Consider the following 21,092-nt stretch of genomic DNA (forward strand, 5'->3'; position numbering starts at 1 on the left):
TTACTCATATTTTTACTGCATTTAAAAAAGCGAGTCATATAATTAGTTTAACATGCTTTAAAGATTATCTAGCTGGTTGGTTTTTTTATCTTTACTAATAGTCCAAAAGAAACCTACAAAAAAGAAACTGTCTGCTGGTGGCGTAATAGCCCTTCTATCAAATTGATTTTGTGCATTAGGTGTATTAGCATACTGATACCCATTGACATTATTAAAACCCAAAACATTATTTACTGATGCGTATAGTATTTTTTGCGGAGAAATTAAATATGCCCAGTTTATACTTACATTATTAAAAGGCTTTGTTTTTTCTGCTAAAAAAGCAGTTGTATTTGGATTATCGTATGATCTTCCTGAAGCAAAATTATATGATAAACCTACTTGGGATCGTAAACTATCTATCCAATATTTAGTGATAAACGAAAAATTATGTTTAGCAGCAAAAGTTGGTGTAGCTTGTGTTCTAAAATTCAGGTAATCTCTTTCTGTATCCAAAAAAGAATAGGAAACCCAATAATCTAGATTTTTAATATTTTTATTATCGCGCCAAAAAAGATCTACCCCTCTCGCAAAACCTTTTCCTAGGTTATTAAAATTAGAATTAAACTGGGGGCGTTCTGTATCAAATTTAATTAAGTTAGTATAGTTCTTATAATATGCCTCCGCTCTAAATGTTTTTCCATTTCCTGTATATTGGTAATTTAAAATATAATGAGTCGTTTTTTCTGATTGTAAACTTTTATCAAACTTTAAATAATCATTAAATGGATTTTGATAAAAGTCTCCATAAGCAAAAGAAAATTGTCCTTTTTCACTGCTCTTGTAGGCCAAAGAAATTCTAGGAGAGAAGTTAAAATCTTTTAAAACCTGACTATACTCACCTCTTGCACCAAATTTAATCGCAAAACTATTGCTGAAAAAGAAATCAGCTTCAGTGTATGCCGCACTTAAATTATCTTTTACTTCAGTTTCGGCTATAAAATTATTATTTCCTTCAAAAATATCTGCATAATTAGTATTAAAATGTTCAATTCCAATATTAAGTTTAAACTTATTACTAATTTTTTTTCTTGCTTTTACTTTAACATGTGCTGCATTTTCTTGTGTTCTTATTCTATCTTCAATAATTCCTATTTTATTCTCATCATAAGAAATACTTGCTCCCGAAGATAAGACCCAATTATTCTCAAAAAAGTACTTATAGGTGCTGTTAAAATAAATATTATTGTTTTTTAATTTAAACCTAACGAAGTCCTCAAAATTAATATCCTCTTGACTAATGTCTAAATTACTATGGTTAAAGTTAGTATACACCTTAAAAACACTTTTATCTTGTATGTTTCTATATACAGCTTCACCAGAAATAGATTCAAATGGTTTATTCCATGCAATACCCTGATCGGACGGTATTAAACTCTCATACGGTGCTAAATTAATATATGAAGTATTTACACTTAAAGATTGATTTTTCCACATCTCAGTATGCCCTACTCCACCTCCAACTGACATTATAGAGATATCAGTTTTTTCTTGATCTGGTAAATCTGTAGTATTTAAAAGCAACACACTAGAAAGTGCCTGTCCGTACTCTGCTGAATACCCCCCAGTACTAAAGGACATTCCTTTGAATAAAAAAGGAGAAAAACGACCTCTAGTTGGAATATTATTAGCTGTAGCATTAAAAGGCTGAAAAACACGTATACCATCTATAAATATTTGTGTTTCGCCTGCATCACCACCCCTTACAAATAAACGCCCATCTTCACTTACTGTAGATGTCCCAGGTAGTGTTTGTAAAGCTCCAACAAAGTCTCCTAAAGCGCCAGCGGTAGTAACAATATCTAACGGTTTTAATACGGAAACTTTAGAATTATCACCTGCTTCAAAAGTCCCAGCGGTTAAAGTAACTCCTGTTAATTCATTAATAGATTCTTGTAAAGTAATTTTTAAATCTTTTAAATACGAAACATCGCCTGCTTGTGTAAAAATCTCAAAAGAAACCATTGAAACAATTAAATTTTGAGTTCCAGTTTCTGAAGTTATAAAAGAAAAATTTCCATTTTCGTCAGTAGAAGTTCCATCATAAGTATCTTCTAAATATACATTTGCACCAACAATTGGTTGCTGTTTTTTATTGGTTACTGTTCCAGAAATAGTATGTTGAGCAGTTGCCTGTAATATGCTGCAAAGTAGTAAAAGAGTGGTAATTGTTTTCATGATATTATTTTTGTTTGACACAAAAGTGGCTTACAAAAACAAACTCACATAAAAGGAAATACTGAATTGCCGATTTTTACTTCTGAAATGTAAAAAACGGGTTCTATGCTAAAAATAATACACATAAAAAAAGCCTAGCTGCAAATGCAACTAGGCTTTTTAATGATTAAAAAATCTTTTATTAATTACGTGGCTCACCTATTTGAGTACCAATAACACTAGCATCTGGCTGTGTAATTACTGGGCAATTGATGATTGCTCCAGTAGCAGTTAATAAGTTAGATAATGCATTATCTAAAGGCTCTGGATTTCCATTTCCTCTAAAGTTAATTAATGTACCATCAGCTAAAAGATCATTAATTTGACCAAAACTTCTTAAGATTGGACGATCAGCTTCTGGAACTGTAAATTCAGTAATATGTGCATCCCACATTGGAGAATATAAATCATTACTTGGATCGATTGGGAATGTATTTGTTGGATCTTGTACTTGTCTATCACTTGCAGAAGCAGCATTTAAACCTTGTACTCCAAAACCATCTCCGTTATCAAAAGTTCTACCGTTAGCGGTTGGGCTAAAAGGTAACATAGAACCTCCTGGGAATAAACCAAATGTTGGTAAGTTTGCTAATCTTGGTGCAAAAACTCCTAATTCAATTGTTGCTGGTGCAGGATCAGAAGTATCTGTAACAAGGTGGAAATAGTAAGGTCTTTCTTCATGCCATCCATCTAAAAGTTGCATAACAACTGATGCTCTTTCTGGAGCAAAGTTAGGATTGTTAAAATCATCCTCATCTTCTTGTGCATTTCCATTTGGATTTGGAATTCTATCATGAATACCAGTACTATTTGCTACCATTTGAGCGTTAATTACAATTCCACTAGGTAATACTACATAAGAAGACCAAGCGGCATCTGCAATTGCTCCAGGATTAACTGCTGCTGGTGGAAAAGCATCTAATATCCCATCGCCAGAACCTGCTCCTGCTACTAAAGATCTTTTTGGAGAAAAATCAACAGATCCTTCAAAAATAAGTCTACCATCTTCTGTAAATGTTGCATTTTGAACTCCATCAGAACCGAGTGCATTAGCCATTCTTGGTGCAAAAATAAGACCCATTTCTACAGCCATATCTCTATCAGAAGATTCTGTAATTACGTAGTAACATTCTCTTGGTCCATTAGGCGTAGTTTCCCACCCTTTAAACATAGGGAATCTTCCAGTTGGTCCTGCAGGAACAACAGATCTATCTGTTCTAAAATCAATACCTAAAACACTAGGTAAGAAAACGTTTTGTGCAGCTGTAAAAGTAAGTGCTGGATTTTCAGCATCATAAGGAACTCCTCCATCTTCTTCAATACTTGCTAATAATAATTCTGCTTCTGTAGCCTCTACGTCTGGTGCATCTGGTGCATCTACTACTGGATTTTTAGTACACGCTACAAACATTGTAGTCGCTACCATTCCTAAAAATAATGTTCTTAAATTTTTCATGTTCAATTTTTAAATGTTGTTATATTTCTATTGTGTTATTCTTATTTTTTTTAATTCAAAAGGCCTAAATATGAATTACTAGTTGAGACAGGAATACATAAAAGTACTTACACTAATATTTTGCATCACATGTGTTAAAATTTTTAAATAACTGAAAATCAATTAGTTGAAAAGATTATTTTAACATGTTAAAAAAAAGCCAAAAAAAAATATAGCCAAAAACAAGAATTTTATTACAAAAACGAAACCTAAAAAGAATAACTTGTTGATACTTCTGTGATAGTTATTATCTATTAATATATGCTACTTATTAAAAATTACGGGCGTATTTATAAATTCCATCAAGTAACTAAAATATCAGAAGAGAAAAATTAGTCATAAGCATTAAAAAATAGTATTGGTATTGGTAGAAAAATATGATCACGATGCTACCTATTATATAATGTATTGTAATCCAAATAAAATATTATAGATTTTTTGCATTTTAAACATTCTTTCATGGTCTTCTATATATCGTAAGTAAGATTAGAGATGGTATAACAAATCTTATATCTATTTATACATGTACTTGTTATGGTATTATAATAACAAGGAAAAAGTTTAGTCATAAATGACAATAAATAAAAGGAGCAATAAACCTTATTCTGAAAAATAAGTTGAATTTATGGTAAAAATGGTACTAAAAGAGGTTTATAACAAGTATAAAATATAATATAAGCAGTCTAAAATTTGAAGAGGTACTCTTTAAAATAGTTGCTGAAAATTTAGAAAGCATATACAATAAAGAGTAAAACCTCTCTTATACAAATATAATTCTGATCAACTTACTTTACTATTCATAAAATTAAAAACTAAAAAAGTTCACATAGATATCATGACAATATCATTTTTGTATTCTAATTACATAAAGTTATTGAGGAGTAAATTTTTAACTTTTATATTTAAGAAACATAATATACTGTAAATCAAATTATTAAAGTATAAAAATAGAATTTAACAGTTTTAAGATGTAAGAAGCTGCTACTATTCTTGTCTGATTAAGTAGTTCATTTTTAACCATTTAATCGATATGTTTTAAAAAATTGACTTGTTGAAATCAAAAATGAATTTTTAATAATGAATAATAAATTATCAAAAAGGTACTCTCTTTACTAGGAGATACCACATAAATACATAATGAAAGAGAAATTAAAGTAAAAGTTTGTGATTGTTTTTTGTTTGTTTAAAAGCCTTGTTACGTATAAGTATGTAGCAGGGCTTTTTACAAAAATTATTTAAACATAAAGTTTATAGTTTTATTATTGTAAAAAATTATAGTTCTGTTATATAGTTTTTTAATTTTTGATTTATAATACAGATACAAATGACTATTACACAATTACAATACGTACTAGCAGTAGCAGAATTTAAAAACTTTACTTTAGCTGCCGAAAAGAGCTTTGTAACGCAGCCTACTTTAAGCATGCAAGTACAAAAACTTGAAGATGAATTGGATATTCAAATTTTTGATCGTTCTAAAAAACCCATCGCAATTACAGAAGTTGGTGAAAAAATTATCATTCAAGCTAAAAATGTTGTAAACGAGGCAAGTAGAATTAAAGATATTGTTGATCAAGAAAAAGGATTTATTGGTGGAGAATTTACGCTTGGTATTATTCCTACAGTAATGCCCACATTACTCCCTATGTTTTTAAATACCTTTATAAAAAAGTATCCCAGAGTAAATCTTATTATAAAAGAACAAAATACCTCAGATTTAATTAGAAATGTACAAGATGGTTACATTGATGCTGGTATAGCAGTAACACCATTAGAAATAGAGTTTATAAAAGAGCGTCCTTTATATTATGAACCTTTTGTTGGTTATATCCCTAATAATCATAAATTAAATAATAATTTAGAACTAAATACTTCTGATCTAGATATTAACGATGTGCTTTTACTACAAGACGGTCACTGCTTTAGAGACAGTGTTTTAAATCTTTGCAAATCTTCTAAAAATTCTAGAGAAGAACACTTTCAACTACAAAGCGGTAGTTTTGAAACCTTAATTAATTTAGCAGATGAAGGTATGGGTATGACACTTTTACCCTTTTTAAATACCTTAAGTTTGGATGATACAAGACAAAGCAATTTAAAACACTTTACAAAACCTTCTCCTGCAAGAGAAGTAAGTCTTATTTATCATAAAAGTGAATTAAAAATTCAAATTACTGAAGCTATAAAAGATGTTATTTCTAGTATTGTAAGGGGGGCTATAGCTTTTCAAGATGTTGAAATTATAAGTCCTGTAAACAAAAAACAAAGCCACTTTTAAAGTGGCTTATTTTTTTATTTTAAATAAATGATGCTTTGTTCCAACTCTGGCTTATCTGTAACAAATTGTATTAACCAGGAGTGTAATTCTTCTATTTCTTCTGGTAATAAAAAAGAAATTGCTTTTTCAAGTTCTTTACAAAATAATTTAGTATCAAAACTAACTTTTTTAAGTACTATTTTTGAGTATTCTAACATACTTTGCGTCATATGATATATTACGTTTAGATTAGTGTTACTAATTTAGCAAAAAAAGTTAAACAAAAAAGTTAAACAAAATTTTTTAACATAAAATTAGAAAAATAGCAAAAATTGAAAAATATAATTATTGTCATCTGCTTTATTTTAACACTAATTAGTTGTTCTAGTGGTAAAAAAAGAAAAATCAGTAAGCTTACGAATCAGATATTAAAAGAGGAATTCTATGAAAATCAATTTACTGGACTCCTAATTTTTGATCCAGTTACGAATGATACGCTTTATAAAAACAATAGTTCTAAATATTTTACTCCTGCAAGTACTATAAAAATCTTTAGTCTTTTTAGTGGTTTACAACTTTTACCCAAAAAAATACCCACCTTAAAATATATCACTATTAATGATACACTATATATAGAAGGAACCGGAAACCCAACTACATTGCATCCATATTTTAAAGATAGTAGTTGTATTAATTTTTTACGCCCCTATAAAAATATTGCTTTATCTGTACATCATTTTCAAGAAAACAGGTATGGTCCTGGTTGGGCCTGGGAAGATTACCAATATGGTTTTCAAACAGAGAGGAATAGTCTTCCATTATATGGCAATGTAATTAAAGTGCACAAAACAAATTCATTACAGGTTAGCCCTTCTTATTTTAAGAAAAATGTGCGTTTCCATAAAGGTGCAATCCGCAGAAAAGAAGATACCAATACCTTCTATTATAACTATGCTAAAAAGGATACGCTAACTATCCCTTTTAAAGTTAATGCAGTTATTACTCAAAAATTATTAGAAGAAATCTTAAAAAAAGAAATACGCCTTATCACAAATTTTCCTAAAGGGAATAAAAAAATAGTGTATGGTATAGCCACAGATTCTATTTACAAAAGAATGATGCTAGAGAGTGATAATTTTCTAGCAGAACAATTATTAATCACTGCATCATCTACAATTTCTGATACATTGCAGATCAATAAAGTAATTGATACTATTTTAAAGACACAACTAAAAGACTTAAAACAAGTACCGCGTTGGGTAGATGGTTCTGGGTTATCACGGTATAATTTAGCCACACCAGAAAATATGGTTCATGTATTACACAAATTGTATATGACTGTTCCTAAACAACAATTATTTAATTTATTCCCAGTAGGCGGAGTTTCCGGAACCTTAAAAAAATGGTATGCTGGTAATCCTGAACCCTATATTTATGCAAAAACAGGAAGCCTAGGAAATAATTATTCTATTTGCGGTTATTTAATTACTGCTTCAGGAAAAACGTTGATTTTTAGTTTTATGAACAATCATTATACTCAGCCCAGCATAGCTGTAAAAAAAAGGGCACAACTAATTTTTGAAAAAATTAGAGATACCTATTAAATTTTAACAAGTTCGGGTTTTAAGCTTTTTGAAAATTTTTGAAGTAGCAACTGTAATTTAGGTGCAATATAGGTCTCACAAAAAGGCTTTTGAGGGTTAGAATAATAGTAATTATGAAACATTTTATCAGACGGTTTAAAAGATACAAATGATAGCACTTTTGTAATTAACTTCTCCGGAAAATTATTTTGCATATTTTTTAGTATCCCTTCTATAATATCTTTATCTCCTTCTTTAAAAGTATACACTGCAGACCTATATTTATTTCGCATGGAATGATTTGCTGTACACTTATGTGTGTATAAATGTATTTTAATTAAATCTTCTAAGCTTATTTCGGGAGTATAATGTACAATAATTGCTTCAGAATAAGTACAATTGGTTCCATCTGATGCTACAAAACCTTGTGCTACAGCAACTACACCTCTAAGAGATTGAAATACAGCTTCTGTACACCAATGGCAGCCACCTCCTAATGCAATTTTAGATACAGATTTCATTTTTTATTCAACAAATAGTGCATTTAATTTTGCATACTGTAGTAGCATTATTGTTTTAGCATCTTTGATTTCGCCACTAGCCATCATCGCTATTGCTTTTTCAAAAGAATATTCTAAAACTTCTATATTTTCTGTTTCATCAGTGGCGCCCCCTCCTTGATATATTTTCATTTTATCTTCATATGCGCCAATAAAAAAATAGAGTATTTCTGTGACTGAACCAGGAGACATATAAGATTCAAACACTTTTTCTACTGTAGTAATCTCATATCCTGTTTCTTCTTCTACTTCCTTTTTAATACAGTCTTCTGGGTTATTGCCATCTAAAAGCCCAGCGCAAACCTCTATCATCATTCCGCTTTTATTACCATTTACATAAGTTGGCATTCTAAACTGTTTGGTTAAAATAACAGTTTTCTTTTTTTTATTATATAATAAAATAGCAGCTCCATTACCTCTATCATAGGCTTCTCGCTGTTGTTCTTCCCAAGTACCATCTTCTCTTTGGTATTCAAAGGTTACTTTGTTTAGTGTGTACCAATTATCTGATAATACTTCGTTTTTAATATTTCTTACTTTACCATTTTTCAAAATTTTCGTATTTAAACCGTTATTGCTTTATTTAAATACCTTCTAAAAGGCAACATTTCTTTATACACAGTGATTACTTTATCATTAAAATTATCTTGTAAAACCTCTTTCTTAGTTAAAGAACATACCACTGCAAATGTTTTATTTTTTAATAAATCAATATGCGGATGATCTTTAGCATAACCTTTTGGAGGTCTTATTAATTTTACATCTTCATATAAATCTCCAAAAGTAATTTTGAATGATTTTTTATTGATAATTTTTTTTAACTCTTCTCCATCATAATCAATAGCATCTCTTATACTCTTTAGGGTTTTAGCATCTGGACGCCATATTCCACCAGCAAAAAGAGATTCATTGATGCCTATTTGCACATAAAAATCTCCTGTATTTGGTGCTTTATCTAAACCTGCTCCAAAGTGATCTTTATAAACGGGTTTATTGGGATGAAATAATAAGTTATTATTAATTCTATTGATGCCCTTTTTCCCAGGAGTTGCATAATATTCAGAATCTATAGCAGCTAATTTACCATCCATTAGATCTAACCAACCAATATAAAAATCTCTTACTTCTTTATAACGTTTCCGGTTAGCATCCATCCATTCTTTTGAATTGTTTTTTTGAAGTTCTTCTAAAAAATTGAATAGGTTTATAAAACTCATATTTGAATTATATTATTTTGGCTTTTAAAAACTATATTTTTCAAAACTATTACTTTCATTAAGGTTAAAACTTTTTCATAAACTTATAAACTAGTGCGCAAAGCATAAACTCATAAACTTTTTTTAAACCTAATTAACTTTCCATTTATACCCCTAAAGTCCCCTCAAGGGGAAATTCTCTAAATGAACCCATACGTTAGTTTAGGATAAACTCATAATCTTTTTTCAATAAACTTATACACTACTATGGCAAATAAACTCATAACCTTTTCTATAAACTTATAAACTAGCGCTCAGCGCATAAACTCATAAACTCCTTAAAAAACTACTTTTTAACCCTAACGGTCCACTCAAAATTAAAGGTAGACACTACTACACCATCTGTATTTACACCTACAGATTTCATCCAAAACGTTTGCCCTTCTCCTGTTTCAATTGTTTTTTTAACGGCTTCCCCTATCAAATGACCATCTTCACAAGTAAAGGTTATTCTACCAGTTGCTTTTTTAGAAAAATTAGCATTATTATTAGCCACTAACATAGAAATACGCTGTCCACTTTCTTTAATTTGTGCAATTACCATAGCACCAGTACTTAACTCTGCTGCCATACCTTGTACTGCCCAAAACATAGATTTAAACGGATTTTGATTTACCCATCTATGTTTAACACTAACAATACATTTTTTTTTATCTATATGCTTTAAACGCACGCCACACCACCATGCAGATGGTAATTTTAAAAAAGTAAATGTGTTGAATTTGCTTGTAGACATTGCCATATTACGTATGATTTAATGCTAAAAATATGGAATAAAAAGGGTTATCAAAAATGAATAGGAAAAGATAATTAATTTGTTAATTTTATGTTAAATTATAGTACTTTGTTTTGCATAGTACCTTCTTTTAGCCATATATTTGCATAGTCAGCTATTATGTGATTACTAAATCTGATAAAAAATCATCAATTAAATTAACGATCAATACACAAAAAACAACTAATCTAAAAAACACGTTTTCTAAGAAATTAAAAGTCATGACAGAAACAGTATCAAAACACGAACGAAACTTATCGGCAATCATCCACGCCTCTACTTTTTCTAAATATTTTATTCCCTTCGGAAATTTCATCATTCCGCTTGTATTATGGACTGCAAATAAAAAGGAATACGAATATGTAGACTACAATGGAAAACAAGCTTTAAATTTTCAAATTAGCCTAGCGCTTTATGCAATTATTTTAAGTGTTGTAAGCATTCCTTTTTTTGTAGGCTTTATGCCAAATATTTTTGATTTTGGAAACAGCGGTTTCAATTTTCATTTTGATAGTAACTTTTTTAGAAATGGAAATTGGGTTTGGCCTTTAGGAATTTCTGGTTTATTACATGGCGCATTAACTATTGTTAATATTGTTTATACCATATTAGCAACTATTAAAACTAATGAAGGGGAACGTTTTAAATACCCTATCACTATAAAATTTATCAAATAAGTAATCAAAGAGGTACTCATCATACCTCATAAAAACAGTTTATTCATCACTCGGCAAAAACCGAGATTAAAAATCAATCAAAAAAGAATGTTTATTCATCAATCAAAAAACGAACAGTTAATCTATGCAGACCTCAACTACAAAAGCACAAGAAAAAAGCTTGTCCTATAAAAAACAGGCACGGCATAAAAAGCAAAAAGAAGATATGAATGTAGAAAATACAAAAGCACAAATGCGTAAAGGTGTGCTAGAATATTGCATATTATCTATCCTTAACGGAAATGACAAATATGCATCTGAAATTCTAGGCACTTTAAAAGATGCTAAAATGTTAGTCGTAGAAGGTACTATTTACCCATTACTCACTAGACTAAAAAACGCAGGACTATTAAATTACCGTTGGGAAGAATCCACATCTGGACCACCAAGAAAGTATTATACCCTTACCGAAACGGGTAAGCTGTTTCTAAAAGAATTAGATTCCACTTGGGATGAATTAAGAAATGCAACAAATCTTGTAACCAACAACAAAAACAATTAAAAATGAACAAGACAGTAAATATAAATCTCGCAAATATACTTTTTCATATAGATGAAGATGCGTACAATAAAATGAGACGCTATCTTGAAACTATAAAACGTTCTTTTGTAAATACTCCTGGGAACGATGAAATTTTAGCTGATATTGAAGCTAGAATTGCAGAACTTTTTCAAGAAAAATTAAAAGATGAACGCCAGGTAATTACACAAAAAGAAGTAGATGAAGTAATCGCTATTATGGGGCAACCCGAGGATTATCAGATAGATGAAGATATTTTTGATGATGAGCCAATTAGAGGCAATTCTGGAGAGAGAAGAAGAGTTAAAAAATTATATAGAGATGTAGAAACGAAGTATGTTGCCGGAGTTTCATCGGGCTTAGCGCATTATGCTAATGTAGACCCTATTTGGATTCGCATCTTATGGATTGTACTAACCATTTTTTCTGGTGGAGGTATTATTTTAATTTATGGACTTTTATGGATTTTAATTCCCGAAGCAGCTACAACTTCTCAAAAGCTAGACATGCGGGGGGAGGATATCAACATCAGCAATATAGAACGTAAGGTCAAGGAAGGCTTTGATGATGTTGCCCAAAAAATTAAGAACGTAGATTACGAACAAGTTGGTCAAAAAGTAAAAAGTAGTGGGAAAACTTTTTTTGATACTATTGGAGATATTATCATGTTTTTCTTTAAAGTAATTGCAAAGTTTATTGGTATCATACTCATATTTGTTGGTGCTGTTAGTATTATTGCATTACTTATTACATTGCCTTTAGGAATTATTCTAGATTCTGTGCATTTTCCAGGGGTAAATTTTTATCAGATAGCCGATGTTACTAATACTCCTATATGGTTAACCTCCATTTTTGTGTTTTTTATTACAGCAATTCCGCTATTCTTTTTACTCTATTTAGGTTTAAAAATATTGGTAAAAAACTTAAAATCTATTGGTGCAATAGCCAAATTTTCTTTACTAGGTTTATGGTTAATTTCTTTGATAGCTTTAATTGTATTAGGCATTAGACAGGGTACTGAAAGAGCTTACCAAGGCAGTTCTACAAATAAAACAGAATTATTTGTAGAAAATGCGCAAGAACCTGTACACATAAAAATTTCATCTTCTAATGATCAAGGAATTCATGACACTATGAATCTTGGAAATTTAAAAGTATACGAAGATGCCAATGGAAATGAGATGTTATTATCTAATGATGTGAGGTATAATATAAAAAAATCTCAAGATTCTATCATACGAATTCAATTGCATAAAGAAGCAAGAGGAAGGTCTTTTAAGAACGCTAGAGAAACAGCAGAAAAAATAGACTATTCCTATCAGGTAAAAGGCAATGCCATTTATTTAAATAGTTTTTTAAGTACCGAAAAATCAAATAAGTTTAAAGATCAAGAAGTTATTGTAACCCTATATATTCCTGAGGGAATTGCGGTATCGTATGATTTAGAAAAAACTAATGGGTACCGTATCAGAAATAATAATGATAAAAACATGCATGGGCGAAAAATCCAAGATTATAATTGGAAAATGGGAGCAGATGGAGAATTTAAATGTTTAGATTGTCCAGAAAAAATAGAAGAAGACGATACTGAAAATAGAATTAGAATTGACAAAAATGGTATTGATATTAATATTAATGAAAATGGAGAACGCAATAAAGTACAAATAAATGAGAACGGAATTAATATTGATATTAATGAGGATGGAGAGTCTGTAAAAATGAAAATTAATGAAGAGGGCGTAAAAATAGAAAATAATGAAAATGACTAAATCCGTTTAGAAGCTGCTCATCACAATTCAGCATCATAATACTACAACTCAGTAATTAAAAGTATAGCAATACAAATAAAAACAGCAATTTTACATCAATCATTTATCCTGAACTTGTTTCAGGAATTAAAACAACAATCAACTAGCTGTCTTGTGTAATATCAGGACAGCATAAAAACAAAAAACAATCATGACAACACTTGCAAGAATCGTAATCGCATTAGCCCTATCAGTATTCGTATCATCATGTAATATTGATATTAATTTAGGTAGTGGTATTAAAGGAAATGGTACCGTAGTAAAAGATACAAGAACAGTATCTGATGATTTTACTGCTATTTCAGTATCGGAAGGTTTAGAAGCTATTATTACACAAGCAGATGAATTTAATATAGAAGTAGAAGCAGATGAAAATATTATAGATTTAATTGAAACCGAAATAAAAAACGGGAAATTACGTATTCATTCTTCTAAAAATATAGGTAGCGCCACAAAAAAGATATATGTTTCTTTACCAAATATCAATACTTTAAAAAGCTCTAGTGGCGCACAATTAAAAGTTATCAATACTATAAATAGTGATATTTTAGAAATTGGTGCCAGTAGCGGTGCTCAAATAAATGCCGAAATAATTGCGACATCACTAGATATTGATGCTAGTAGCGGTGCTCATATTAAATTAAGTGGTAAAACAGATACTGCCTCTTTAGATGTGAGCAGTGGCGGTAGGATAAGGGCTAAAGATTTAACAGCTAAAGTATGTGATGCAGAGGCAAGTAGTGGTGGTAACGCATCTATTGATGTTACAGATAACTTAACTGCTGAAGCTAGTAGCGGTGGAAATATTACCTACTATGGAGACGCTAGTGCTGATACTAAAAAACACGTTTCTGGTAGTGTAAACCACAGAAATTAGACACTTATTTATCAACTAACCAAAAACAAAAAGCCCACTATTGTCATAGTGGGCTTTCTTATATAAAATTTGTCTGCTCCTTAAAATAGACTAACATTAAATAGATTTATTAATCAAAACAACTATTATTACGATAAAAGCTATAACGTAGATAGTCCCCTAATTGCTTTTTTCTGTATCATGCGCTAAAACTTTTTCTAAACTTATTTGATAATTAGTAATGATAGCATCAAAAACAAAATTGATTTCCATGGAAGGGTTTTCAAAATTAATTTCAAATAACTTTATACCTTCCCATAAAAAATCTCTGGTTTTATTTAAAATATTTAAATGCTTATTTTCTAATGCAACCAATTCATGCCATCGGTTGTTCAATTTACTTTCTTTATGCGTAATACCTTGTGTTTTTAAATCAACATTCGTTTTTATAACTTCATTTAAAAGTATTACAAGCGCATTATAATTACTGTTATTATGAAAAAGATCTTTAAAAATCTGATGTATATTTTTAACATATTCTTCAAAAAATCGATTTTGATTTTCAATAATTAATGCTAATTTATAAGGTGTAATTTCATTAGCACCACAATAAATAGTAGATTTTCTATTTTTAAAAGAAAAATCGTTCACAAAGGTGTTTTGCATTTCGGTAATAAGATGGAGGTTATCTTCCCACAGCTGATATTTATTTTTTATATCCTCTGAAGTAAAAGAAATCTTTTTTAGCTTTCCAATATAATACATGCTTAGCATAGACATTATTTCTTTAGAAGTGTGGTGCTTTGCTCTCCTGAATTCATGAGTAGCATCTCTCCCAGCATTATCTTCAACAATTTTATTGCCTCCTGGATGTATTTCTTTAAACTCCGTTAAATCGTATACTTTATCTTCTAAAACAACCCAATAGCCATTTTCTTTATTATTATGAGAAATAACATCCGACAAGTAAAATGTATCACTCTTTGATGTTTCATCTACCTGTGTTGAAGTAAAAATGTCTTGTTTAACTCTATTTTCTGAAAACAACGAATAATAAATTTCTTGTGACTGTTCTTTGGTATATGAGTTTAAATTAATTGTAGTTTTTATGGCTTCTAGAATTGATAATGCAAAGCCAGCTTTACCGCATATAAAAAAATAACCTTTGCTCTTTTCTGTCTCACTAAGAATTGATTTAAGTATTTTATTCGAATTCTTTTGTTCTAGCATCAGGTTAGCAATGCTCTTATGATTTGTATTCTTAAAAACCAATTTATGTTTTAATAATGTACTCACTTTATCTAATTCTTTCCCTTCTCTAGTAATTATGATATTTAAGTTAACTCCATATTTGGTGAATAGTTTAGTAAGCTCTTTTTCAAAAACAATATCAGATTTTTTCTTAACGCTGTAAAATATAGATAGCCTATGTAATTGACCTTTTTTCTTTAATACTTTCCAAAATCCTTTAAAAGGGGCTATTCCTGAGCCTCCTGCAAATAAGAAAATCTCAGATTCTTGTTCTGGAAGTGAAAAACGCAAAGGCCTTATAATTTTTACAGGTAGTTTAGTACTTGCATTTACCTCATTTGTATTTAAATAGGATGATGTTATTCCTTTATATGTTTGGTTTCCAATTGTTGTTGTAGCATCACCTACAACTAATGCTATCTTACCCTTTTTAAATCCAGAAGATATACTATACATTCTTTCTCCTTCAGGTTTTAAAATACTCGTTAAATAAGGTAACATAAATTGTTTCAAATCTATTTGCGCACTTCTTAATTGTGTTATTAATTTTTTGAATGTTAGAGTTTCTTCTTTTTGATCTATAAAATGCTGAATATGTGAACACATTTCCAGTACTCCTGCAGCATCACTTAGCTTAGCTGACTCTAAAACCTGTGTTATTGTAGCAGTTTCTTTCTTTTCGTTATAATACGCATCAAAATAATTCTGCCAGTTATTTTCTAATTTTACGATTTCGCTCCCCTCAAAATGCATTAAGTCTAGTAATTCTTTAACCGTTTCTTTTGTATTTTTAGGAACTATAGCACATCTATCACCATGGCTGTAGCTTAAGCCTTTATTTTTTACATCTAAAACTATTTTTTTTGATGAATTTTCTCCGATGGTAGATTTGCTCATTACTCCAGCATAAGGGCATTTTATTTTTTTGTCATAAAAACGCTCTAAGCGAGTAGTTTCTAATTCATCATCTACTTCTTCCCAAGTACGTTCTTTAAACAAACCACTAAATCCTCCTATGGTAACTGAACGTCCAACTTTAAATGCCATTTGCAAATAGCCGTATACTTTTCGCTTATGTACACCTAAAAAACCTTTATCGCCAGCATAGCTTTCTACAAAATCATAAAAAGCTCCGTTCAGCGCTTCGCTATTAACTTTTTCCATATAATCTAGAATAGAAACTTCACTAACAGCATTTATAAAATTCCTCCAATGCTCTGGATACCATTCTCTAATAAAAAGTGCCTCTTCTCCTAATATGGTATCATATTTAGCTCTTTCAATAAAAGTGTCTATTAAATGGAAAAAAGGAGACGAAGTACCACTTGGCCCTTGCACCCCTTCTCTTAATGGAACTGCAAATGGTGCTACTGTTTTAGCCCAAACCACAGGATCTACATAAGTTTTACTTCTAGGATTAGGATCTATCTTTAAAAAGCTACTCTTAGTAACTTTAGTAACCACTTTTGTAAGCTTTTTTAAACCTTTAATAACTGTGTTAACATTATTTTGAATGATTGCATTTTGGATATGAACTACTAGATTAACAATTTTATCTGTTTTAAAAGCTATTTCTGTTTGCGTTAAATAAAATACATTCTCTTCTTGGTTATTTACTGTTGGCGTTAAGAGTTCTAGATTTTCTAGCGTATACTTTTTACGCGCATCTTTAACTTTCCAATTATATATAATAAGATCTATATAGGATAAAAATGGCTTTGGCCTTTTTAATCTTTTGCTGATTACTTTCCAAGGAATAGTAATACTTTCAGGGATTTCTAAATCTTCATTTCTTTCATTCCTTACGTAAGCATGAGCCAACATACTCATTAACATAGATGCTCTACATAAATATACAGCATCTAATTTGTTAGCATCTAAGACTGGTAGTTGTTTTAATGCAGCTCTTAAAGACTGATTTTTATAATGTTGAGGCATTTGTTTAGCCACATCATCCCAAATTGAAAACGGATAAGGAAGGTTTTCTTGTGGAGCTTTAAGTGGCATGAACCCTCTTTGAAATGAAAGGAAACCGCGATTTTCGTTTCCATATTTTTTATTTATTTTTTCAGCATAGACAATATAGTCAAAAGCCGGTGACTTCTTTGGATTTGGTGTCATTAAAGGTGATAAATTAAATTAGAAAATTTTTAATCTTTTTAATTCAGTATTTTCTGAATAAGAATTTTAAATTCATTGGAAGAGATATACCCATGTGTTAAACTTTGTACCTTCTCTCCAATCTTAATTTTGCAGGCAGGATAGCCTGAAAAACCTAATTTTTGGGCTCTTTGAAATTCTTTTTCAACCTTTAATTGGTACAGGGACGTATCTAATTTTTTTAAGAATAAAATTTGATCTATAGCATAACCAGAAACAATTTCGTGAAAGGTTTCATTTATATGAATATCTTTCCCTTCATAAAAAAACGCTGTCTGAATATCGGAAGCAAAATCAAATACTTTATTAGAATTCATATCCTTCATAACCTCAATAGCTATAGATGCTTTCATTGAATCATAAGGGTATTCTGGCACATCTAGAAGTTTGACGAAATTGGGTCCAAATTTTTTTCCGCTACGATCAGTTACATACTCCATATTTCTTTTAATATGCGCACTCATATATTCCATTTTTGGACCTCTAACACCAGAAAACAATCCTCCATTAACCAGTTCAAAATCTATATTTTGCTTAAATTCATCTGTAATTTTTTTTAATTCATCAGAAAAACCATAACACCATCCACATAAAGGATCAAAACCATAGAAAATTTTAACTTTACTCTTTTTGGTCTTGTTTACTGACATTGCATTTTTTGTAATTTTTTCTTCAACCATAATCATTTTTCTTTTTTATAAACAACTCTTTTCTTTCTTAAAAAAATATATTTAGAAAACCTATTTGGTTTACCAAAGGCAACCAAAAAAACTACTAAACACTTAATATTCAGTTAATTAAAAATTACACTCGTGTCTCAAAGTGTGGTGAACCGGAGTACAAATATTTACACCATAAAAAATAGTACAGGGGAGTGCTTTATATTTTCTTCTATTAAAGCTTTATATGAAATATTGGTATTTTAAATTCACACACATTTTAAAAATTGGCACTTATTTTTTGCAAATTTTCAATTTCATGTGTACCTTGTATGGGATGGTTTTTTTTGAATAAAACTAAATTCATAAGTGTATTATTTTAAGTCTATTTCCTTATAAATTTAGCACCTAAATACTTAATAACCAACAACTTACCAAAAGGTTAGGTACATACCTAAAAGTTAGATATGTTGAAAATCAAATAATTACAAATGGAAAAAAATGCACAAAAGTTAATAGACACCTGTCCAGTACGAAAATCGCTAGATATAATCGGTGGAAAATGGAGGCTACTTATTATTGCTCAGTTTTTTCAAGAGAAGGTTCATCGGTTTAGTGGTCTAAAAAGACTATTACCTGAGATTAGTGAAAAAATGCTAAATCAAGAATTAAAATATTTAATTGAACATGGCATTTTAAATAAAAAATCATATCCAGAGATACCTCCAAGGGTTGAATATTCACTTACTTCGTTAGGAGCAAATGCATTACCTTTTATTGGAATGTTAGCCGAATTTGGAGATAAAATTGTAGCGAAAGAAACGGTTTCTTAAAATAAAACAAAGCAGCAATCATATACTTATAATTACTGCTTTTATATTTACCAATAATTTTTAAAAAAAAAGAGCCACTATAAAAATAGTGGCTCTTTTTTATTCTTTATGAAGAAATCTAAATTAAGCTACTTCTTCTGGGGTTTCTATTGTTGCTAAATAGCGTTCCGCATCTAAAGCAGCCATACAACCTGTTCCTGCAGCTGTAACTGCTTGTCTGTACTCTTTATCTTGAGAATCTCCACAAGCAAAAACACCAGGTAAATTTGTCTTAGTAGATTTTCCTTTGGTAATTAGATAGCCAGTTTCATCCATATCTAACTGTCCTTTAAAAATATCGGTATTTGGCTTATGCCCTATAGCAATAAACAAACCAGTAATAGCAATCTCATCTTTAGTTCCTGTTTGGTTATTTACCATACGCAAACCTTCAACAACCTGCTCCCCTAATACTTCATCTATTTCTGTATTGTAACGTACTTCAATATTTTTAATACTATTTACCCTATGCTGCATTGCTTTTGATGCTCGCATATAATCTTTACGAACTAGCATGGTCACTTTATTACAAATATTAGCTAAATACGATGCTTCTTCAGCTGCAGTGTCTCCTGCTCCTACTATGGCAACATCTTGTCCTTTGTAGAAAAAACCATCACAAACCGCACAAGCCGAAACGCCTCCACCTCTTAAACGTTGTTCACTTTCTAAACCAAGATATTTAGCGCTTGCTCCTGTAGATATAATTACAGTTTCTGCCTCTATCTGTTTGGAATCATCAACAGTAACTTTATGGATACCTCCTACTTCTGTACTTAATTCTACTGCGGTAACCATCCCAATACGTACTTCTGTTCCAAAACGCTCTGCCTGCTGCTGTAGTTGTACCATCATACTTGGACCGTCTATACCTTCTGGGTATCCTGGAAAGTTATCTACTTCTGTAGTCGTAGTTAACTGTCCTCCTGGCTCCATACCCGTATAAACAACTGGTTTTAAATCAGCTCTTGCTGCATATATTGCTGCAGTATATCCCGCAGGACCAGAACCCACTATTAATGTTTTTATTCTTTCTATGTTTTCAGACATAATTAATCTATTCAATTAATATTAGTTATACAAAAGTAGGATTTTTAACAAAAAACTTACTTTAAAGTTATTAAAAGTTATGTTGAAAAAAACACGCTAAAATTTCATTGCTTGTATTTAACTACTATAGCTGTTATTTTTTACTTCTATTGCTAAAGATACCATACCTAAATTGCCCTAAAAAGCTTTTAGGAACTTCTTCGTCTCCAGGAAAACCTAAGGTTATTTTCCCACTAGTTTCTGGAATATAATTCGTTTTAAAAATATAATCCCACACGCTAAGGCTAATTCCAAAATTTACACCAAAACTTCCTTCTGGTATTTTATAAGCGTGATGGTACAAGTGCATTACAGGATTATTAATGATATACTTAAAAATACCCCAAGTAATTTTAATATTAGAATGGTTAAAATGGCCAATGCTAATAGCTATAAAATGAACAATAAAGGCTTGCTCAGGTTCAAAACCACCTAAAACCATTACACCTAATGTTTTTAAAGGTTTGTATAAAATATTTTCCATCCAATGATAACGCAAATGTGCAGCAAAACCCATTTCTTTTACGGAATGATGAATTTTATGATATTGCCAAAGTATGGGAAATTTATGAAGTAATATATGGGTTACCCATTGCACAAAATCTAATACAATAAAGAAAACTACTAATTGTAACCAACTTGGCAGCGTAGATAAATTAATTATGGTGAGACTAGCGGATGAAATGCCCAAATCTGAAAAACCAAGCTGAAGAATTTTATAAATACCACTTATAGCAATCGAAAAAACAAAAAAATTAAAAAACATATAAAACCCATCTAACCAAAAATCTTTTCTAAAAATAGATTGGTTTTTACGCCAAGGAAAAAGTATTTCTAAACCCCAAACCAATATAGAAATAAATAACAAGCCCCAAAAGTAATTTTTATACCAAGGAACTTCAAAAAGGATAGATTTTAGTGTCCAGTCTATACTTCCTGTAAAAGCTTTTTGAAAAGCGATACTATATTTTTCCATAGT

At 30.3% G+C, this 21,092-nt stretch carries 18 protein-coding genes; 7 read left to right on the forward strand and 11 right to left on the reverse strand.

From position 1 onward, the window contains the following. Positions 1–57 precede the first annotated feature (57 nt). The gene (locus ACZ451_RS17480) at positions 58–2,217 is read right to left on the reverse strand and encodes a TonB-dependent receptor (RefSeq protein WP_464214699.1); all 2,160 of its coding nucleotides are present in this window, start codon (positions 2,215–2,217) and stop codon (positions 58–60) included. Between the two features lie 181 nt (positions 2,218–2,398). Beyond that, positions 2,399–3,712, reverse strand: coding sequence for a hypothetical protein (locus ACZ451_RS17485; protein WP_464214700.1), 1,314 nt, complete (start codon positions 3,710–3,712; stop codon positions 2,399–2,401). A gap of 1,363 nt (positions 3,713–5,075) precedes the next feature. Here ACZ451_RS17485 and ACZ451_RS17490 point away from each other — a divergent pair. After that, complete coding sequence (locus ACZ451_RS17490; protein WP_464214701.1) at positions 5,076–6,029, forward strand: LysR substrate-binding domain-containing protein; 954 nt, start codon at positions 5,076–5,078, stop codon at positions 6,027–6,029. Between the two features lie 14 nt (positions 6,030–6,043). On the opposite strand, the gene ACZ451_RS17495 is transcribed toward ACZ451_RS17490, so the two are convergent. Next, positions 6,044–6,238, reverse strand: a complete 195-nt coding sequence (locus tag ACZ451_RS17495; RefSeq protein WP_464214702.1) for a hypothetical protein — start codon at positions 6,236–6,238, stop codon at positions 6,044–6,046. 102 nt (positions 6,239–6,340) lie between these two features. Between ACZ451_RS17495 and ACZ451_RS17500 the strand changes: the two genes are divergently transcribed. After that, entirely contained in the window at positions 6,341–7,612 is a 1,272-nt protein-coding gene (locus tag ACZ451_RS17500; RefSeq protein ID WP_464214703.1) for a D-alanyl-D-alanine carboxypeptidase, read from the forward strand. Here ACZ451_RS17500 and ACZ451_RS17505 read toward each other — a convergent pair. The 4 genes from ACZ451_RS17505 to ACZ451_RS17520 form a co-directional block, all read right to left on the reverse strand. Continuing rightward, positions 7,609–8,112, reverse strand: coding sequence for a peptide-methionine (S)-S-oxide reductase (locus ACZ451_RS17505; protein WP_464214704.1), 504 nt, complete (start codon positions 8,110–8,112; stop codon positions 7,609–7,611). The two genes, ACZ451_RS17500 and ACZ451_RS17505, sit on opposite strands and share 4 nt — an antisense overlap. 3 nt (positions 8,113–8,115) lie before the next feature. After that, a complete protein-coding gene (nudK, locus tag ACZ451_RS17510) occupies positions 8,116–8,703 on the reverse strand; it encodes a GDP-mannose pyrophosphatase NudK (RefSeq protein ID WP_464214705.1) in 588 nt (195 codons plus the stop codon). An 11-nt stretch (positions 8,704–8,714) separates the two neighbouring features. After that, positions 8,715–9,368: a DUF2461 domain-containing protein gene (locus ACZ451_RS17515; RefSeq protein WP_464214706.1), complete on the reverse strand. Its 654-nt coding sequence runs from the start codon at positions 9,366–9,368 to the stop codon at positions 8,715–8,717. A 325-nt stretch (positions 9,369–9,693) separates the two neighbouring features. Next, positions 9,694–10,149 (reverse strand): DUF4442 domain-containing protein, encoded by a 456-nt coding sequence (locus ACZ451_RS17520; protein ID WP_464214707.1) that lies wholly within the window; start codon positions 10,147–10,149, stop codon positions 9,694–9,696. Between the two features lie 254 nt (positions 10,150–10,403). Between ACZ451_RS17520 and ACZ451_RS17525 the strand changes: the two genes are divergently transcribed. The 4 genes from ACZ451_RS17525 to ACZ451_RS17540 all read left to right on the forward strand — a co-directional run bounded on the left by ACZ451_RS17525 (position 10,404) and on the right by ACZ451_RS17540 (position 14,103). Next, a complete protein-coding gene (locus tag ACZ451_RS17525; protein ID WP_464214708.1) occupies positions 10,404–10,859 on the forward strand; it encodes a DUF4870 domain-containing protein in 456 nt (151 codons plus the stop codon). Positions 10,860–11,064: 205 nt separating this feature from the next. After that, positions 11,065–11,400, forward strand: coding sequence for a PadR family transcriptional regulator (locus tag ACZ451_RS17530; protein WP_464216938.1), 336 nt, complete (start codon positions 11,065–11,067; stop codon positions 11,398–11,400). 2 nt (positions 11,401–11,402) lie between these two features. Next, entirely contained in the window at positions 11,403–13,187 is a 1,785-nt protein-coding gene (locus ACZ451_RS17535) for a PspC domain-containing protein (RefSeq protein ID WP_464214709.1), read from the forward strand. A 190-nt stretch (positions 13,188–13,377) separates the two neighbouring features. Beyond that, positions 13,378–14,103 carry a head GIN domain-containing protein gene (locus tag ACZ451_RS17540; RefSeq protein WP_464214710.1) on the forward strand — a complete coding sequence of 242 codons (726 nt, stop codon included), beginning with the start codon at positions 13,378–13,380 and terminating at the stop codon, positions 14,101–14,103. A gap of 159 nt (positions 14,104–14,262) precedes the next feature. Here ACZ451_RS17540 and ACZ451_RS17545 read toward each other — a convergent pair whose 3' ends face one another. Both ACZ451_RS17545 and ACZ451_RS17550 read right to left on the reverse strand, forming a co-directional pair. After that, entirely contained in the window at positions 14,263–17,454 is a 3,192-nt protein-coding gene (locus ACZ451_RS17545) for a cytochrome b5 domain-containing protein (RefSeq protein ID WP_464214711.1), read from the reverse strand. A gap of 38 nt (positions 17,455–17,492) precedes the next feature. Next, positions 17,493–18,173: a DsbA family protein gene (locus ACZ451_RS17550; protein ID WP_464214712.1), complete on the reverse strand. Its 681-nt coding sequence runs from the start codon at positions 18,171–18,173 to the stop codon at positions 17,493–17,495. A 470-nt stretch (positions 18,174–18,643) separates the two neighbouring features. Between ACZ451_RS17550 and ACZ451_RS17555 the strand changes: the two genes are divergently transcribed. Further along, positions 18,644–18,985 carry a winged helix-turn-helix transcriptional regulator gene (locus ACZ451_RS17555; protein ID WP_464214713.1) on the forward strand — a complete coding sequence of 114 codons (342 nt, stop codon included), beginning with the start codon at positions 18,644–18,646 and terminating at the stop codon, positions 18,983–18,985. A gap of 123 nt (positions 18,986–19,108) precedes the next feature. Here ACZ451_RS17555 and trxB read toward each other — a convergent pair whose 3' ends face one another. Continuing rightward, positions 19,109–20,074: a thioredoxin-disulfide reductase gene (trxB, locus tag ACZ451_RS17560; protein ID WP_464216939.1), complete on the reverse strand. Its 966-nt coding sequence runs from the start codon at positions 20,072–20,074 to the stop codon at positions 19,109–19,111. 133 nt (positions 20,075–20,207) lie between these two features. Beyond that, positions 20,208–21,089: a sterol desaturase family protein gene (locus tag ACZ451_RS17565; RefSeq protein ID WP_464214714.1), complete on the reverse strand. Its 882-nt coding sequence runs from the start codon at positions 21,087–21,089 to the stop codon at positions 20,208–20,210. Between the last annotated feature and the right edge of the window lie 3 nt (positions 21,090–21,092).

Source organism: Allocellulophaga tsushimaensis (assembly GCF_055383085.1).

What these genes read in the sequence shown, in the direction of transcription:
- ACZ451_RS17505 (WP_464214704.1), bottom strand. Translation starts at nt 8,112, where the DNA reads ATGAAATCTGTATCTAAAATTGCATTAGGAGGTGGCTGCCATTGGTGT.
- ACZ451_RS17480 (WP_464214699.1), bottom strand. Translation starts at nt 2,217, where the DNA reads ATGAAAACAATTACCACTCTTTTACTACTTTGCAGCATATTACAGGCA.
- ACZ451_RS17550 (WP_464214712.1), bottom strand. Translation starts at nt 18,173, where the DNA reads ATGGTTGAAGAAAAAATTACAAAAAATGCAATGTCAGTAAACAAGACC.
- ACZ451_RS17565 (WP_464214714.1), bottom strand. Translation starts at nt 21,089, where the DNA reads ATGGAAAAATATAGTATCGCTTTTCAAAAAGCTTTTACAGGAAGTATA.
- ACZ451_RS17490 (WP_464214701.1), top strand. Translation starts at nt 5,076, where the DNA reads ATGACTATTACACAATTACAATACGTACTAGCAGTAGCAGAATTTAAA.
- ACZ451_RS17540 (WP_464214710.1), top strand. Translation starts at nt 13,378, where the DNA reads ATGACAACACTTGCAAGAATCGTAATCGCATTAGCCCTATCAGTATTC.
- ACZ451_RS17545 (WP_464214711.1), bottom strand. Translation starts at nt 17,454, where the DNA reads ATGACACCAAATCCAAAGAAGTCACCGGCTTTTGACTATATTGTCTAT.
- trxB (WP_464216939.1), bottom strand. Translation starts at nt 20,074, where the DNA reads ATGTCTGAAAACATAGAAAGAATAAAAACATTAATAGTGGGTTCTGGT.
- ACZ451_RS17520 (WP_464214707.1), bottom strand. Translation starts at nt 10,149, where the DNA reads ATGGCAATGTCTACAAGCAAATTCAACACATTTACTTTTTTAAAATTA.
- ACZ451_RS17485 (WP_464214700.1), bottom strand. Translation starts at nt 3,712, where the DNA reads ATGAAAAATTTAAGAACATTATTTTTAGGAATGGTAGCGACTACAATG.
- ACZ451_RS17555 (WP_464214713.1), top strand. Translation starts at nt 18,644, where the DNA reads ATGGAAAAAAATGCACAAAAGTTAATAGACACCTGTCCAGTACGAAAA.
- ACZ451_RS17535 (WP_464214709.1), top strand. Translation starts at nt 11,403, where the DNA reads ATGAACAAGACAGTAAATATAAATCTCGCAAATATACTTTTTCATATA.
- ACZ451_RS17495 (WP_464214702.1), bottom strand. Translation starts at nt 6,238, where the DNA reads ATGACGCAAAGTATGTTAGAATACTCAAAAATAGTACTTAAAAAAGTT.
- ACZ451_RS17515 (WP_464214706.1), bottom strand. Translation starts at nt 9,368, where the DNA reads ATGAGTTTTATAAACCTATTCAATTTTTTAGAAGAACTTCAAAAAAAC.
- ACZ451_RS17530 (WP_464216938.1), top strand. Translation starts at nt 11,065, where the DNA reads ATGAATGTAGAAAATACAAAAGCACAAATGCGTAAAGGTGTGCTAGAA.
- ACZ451_RS17525 (WP_464214708.1), top strand. Translation starts at nt 10,404, where the DNA reads ATGACAGAAACAGTATCAAAACACGAACGAAACTTATCGGCAATCATC.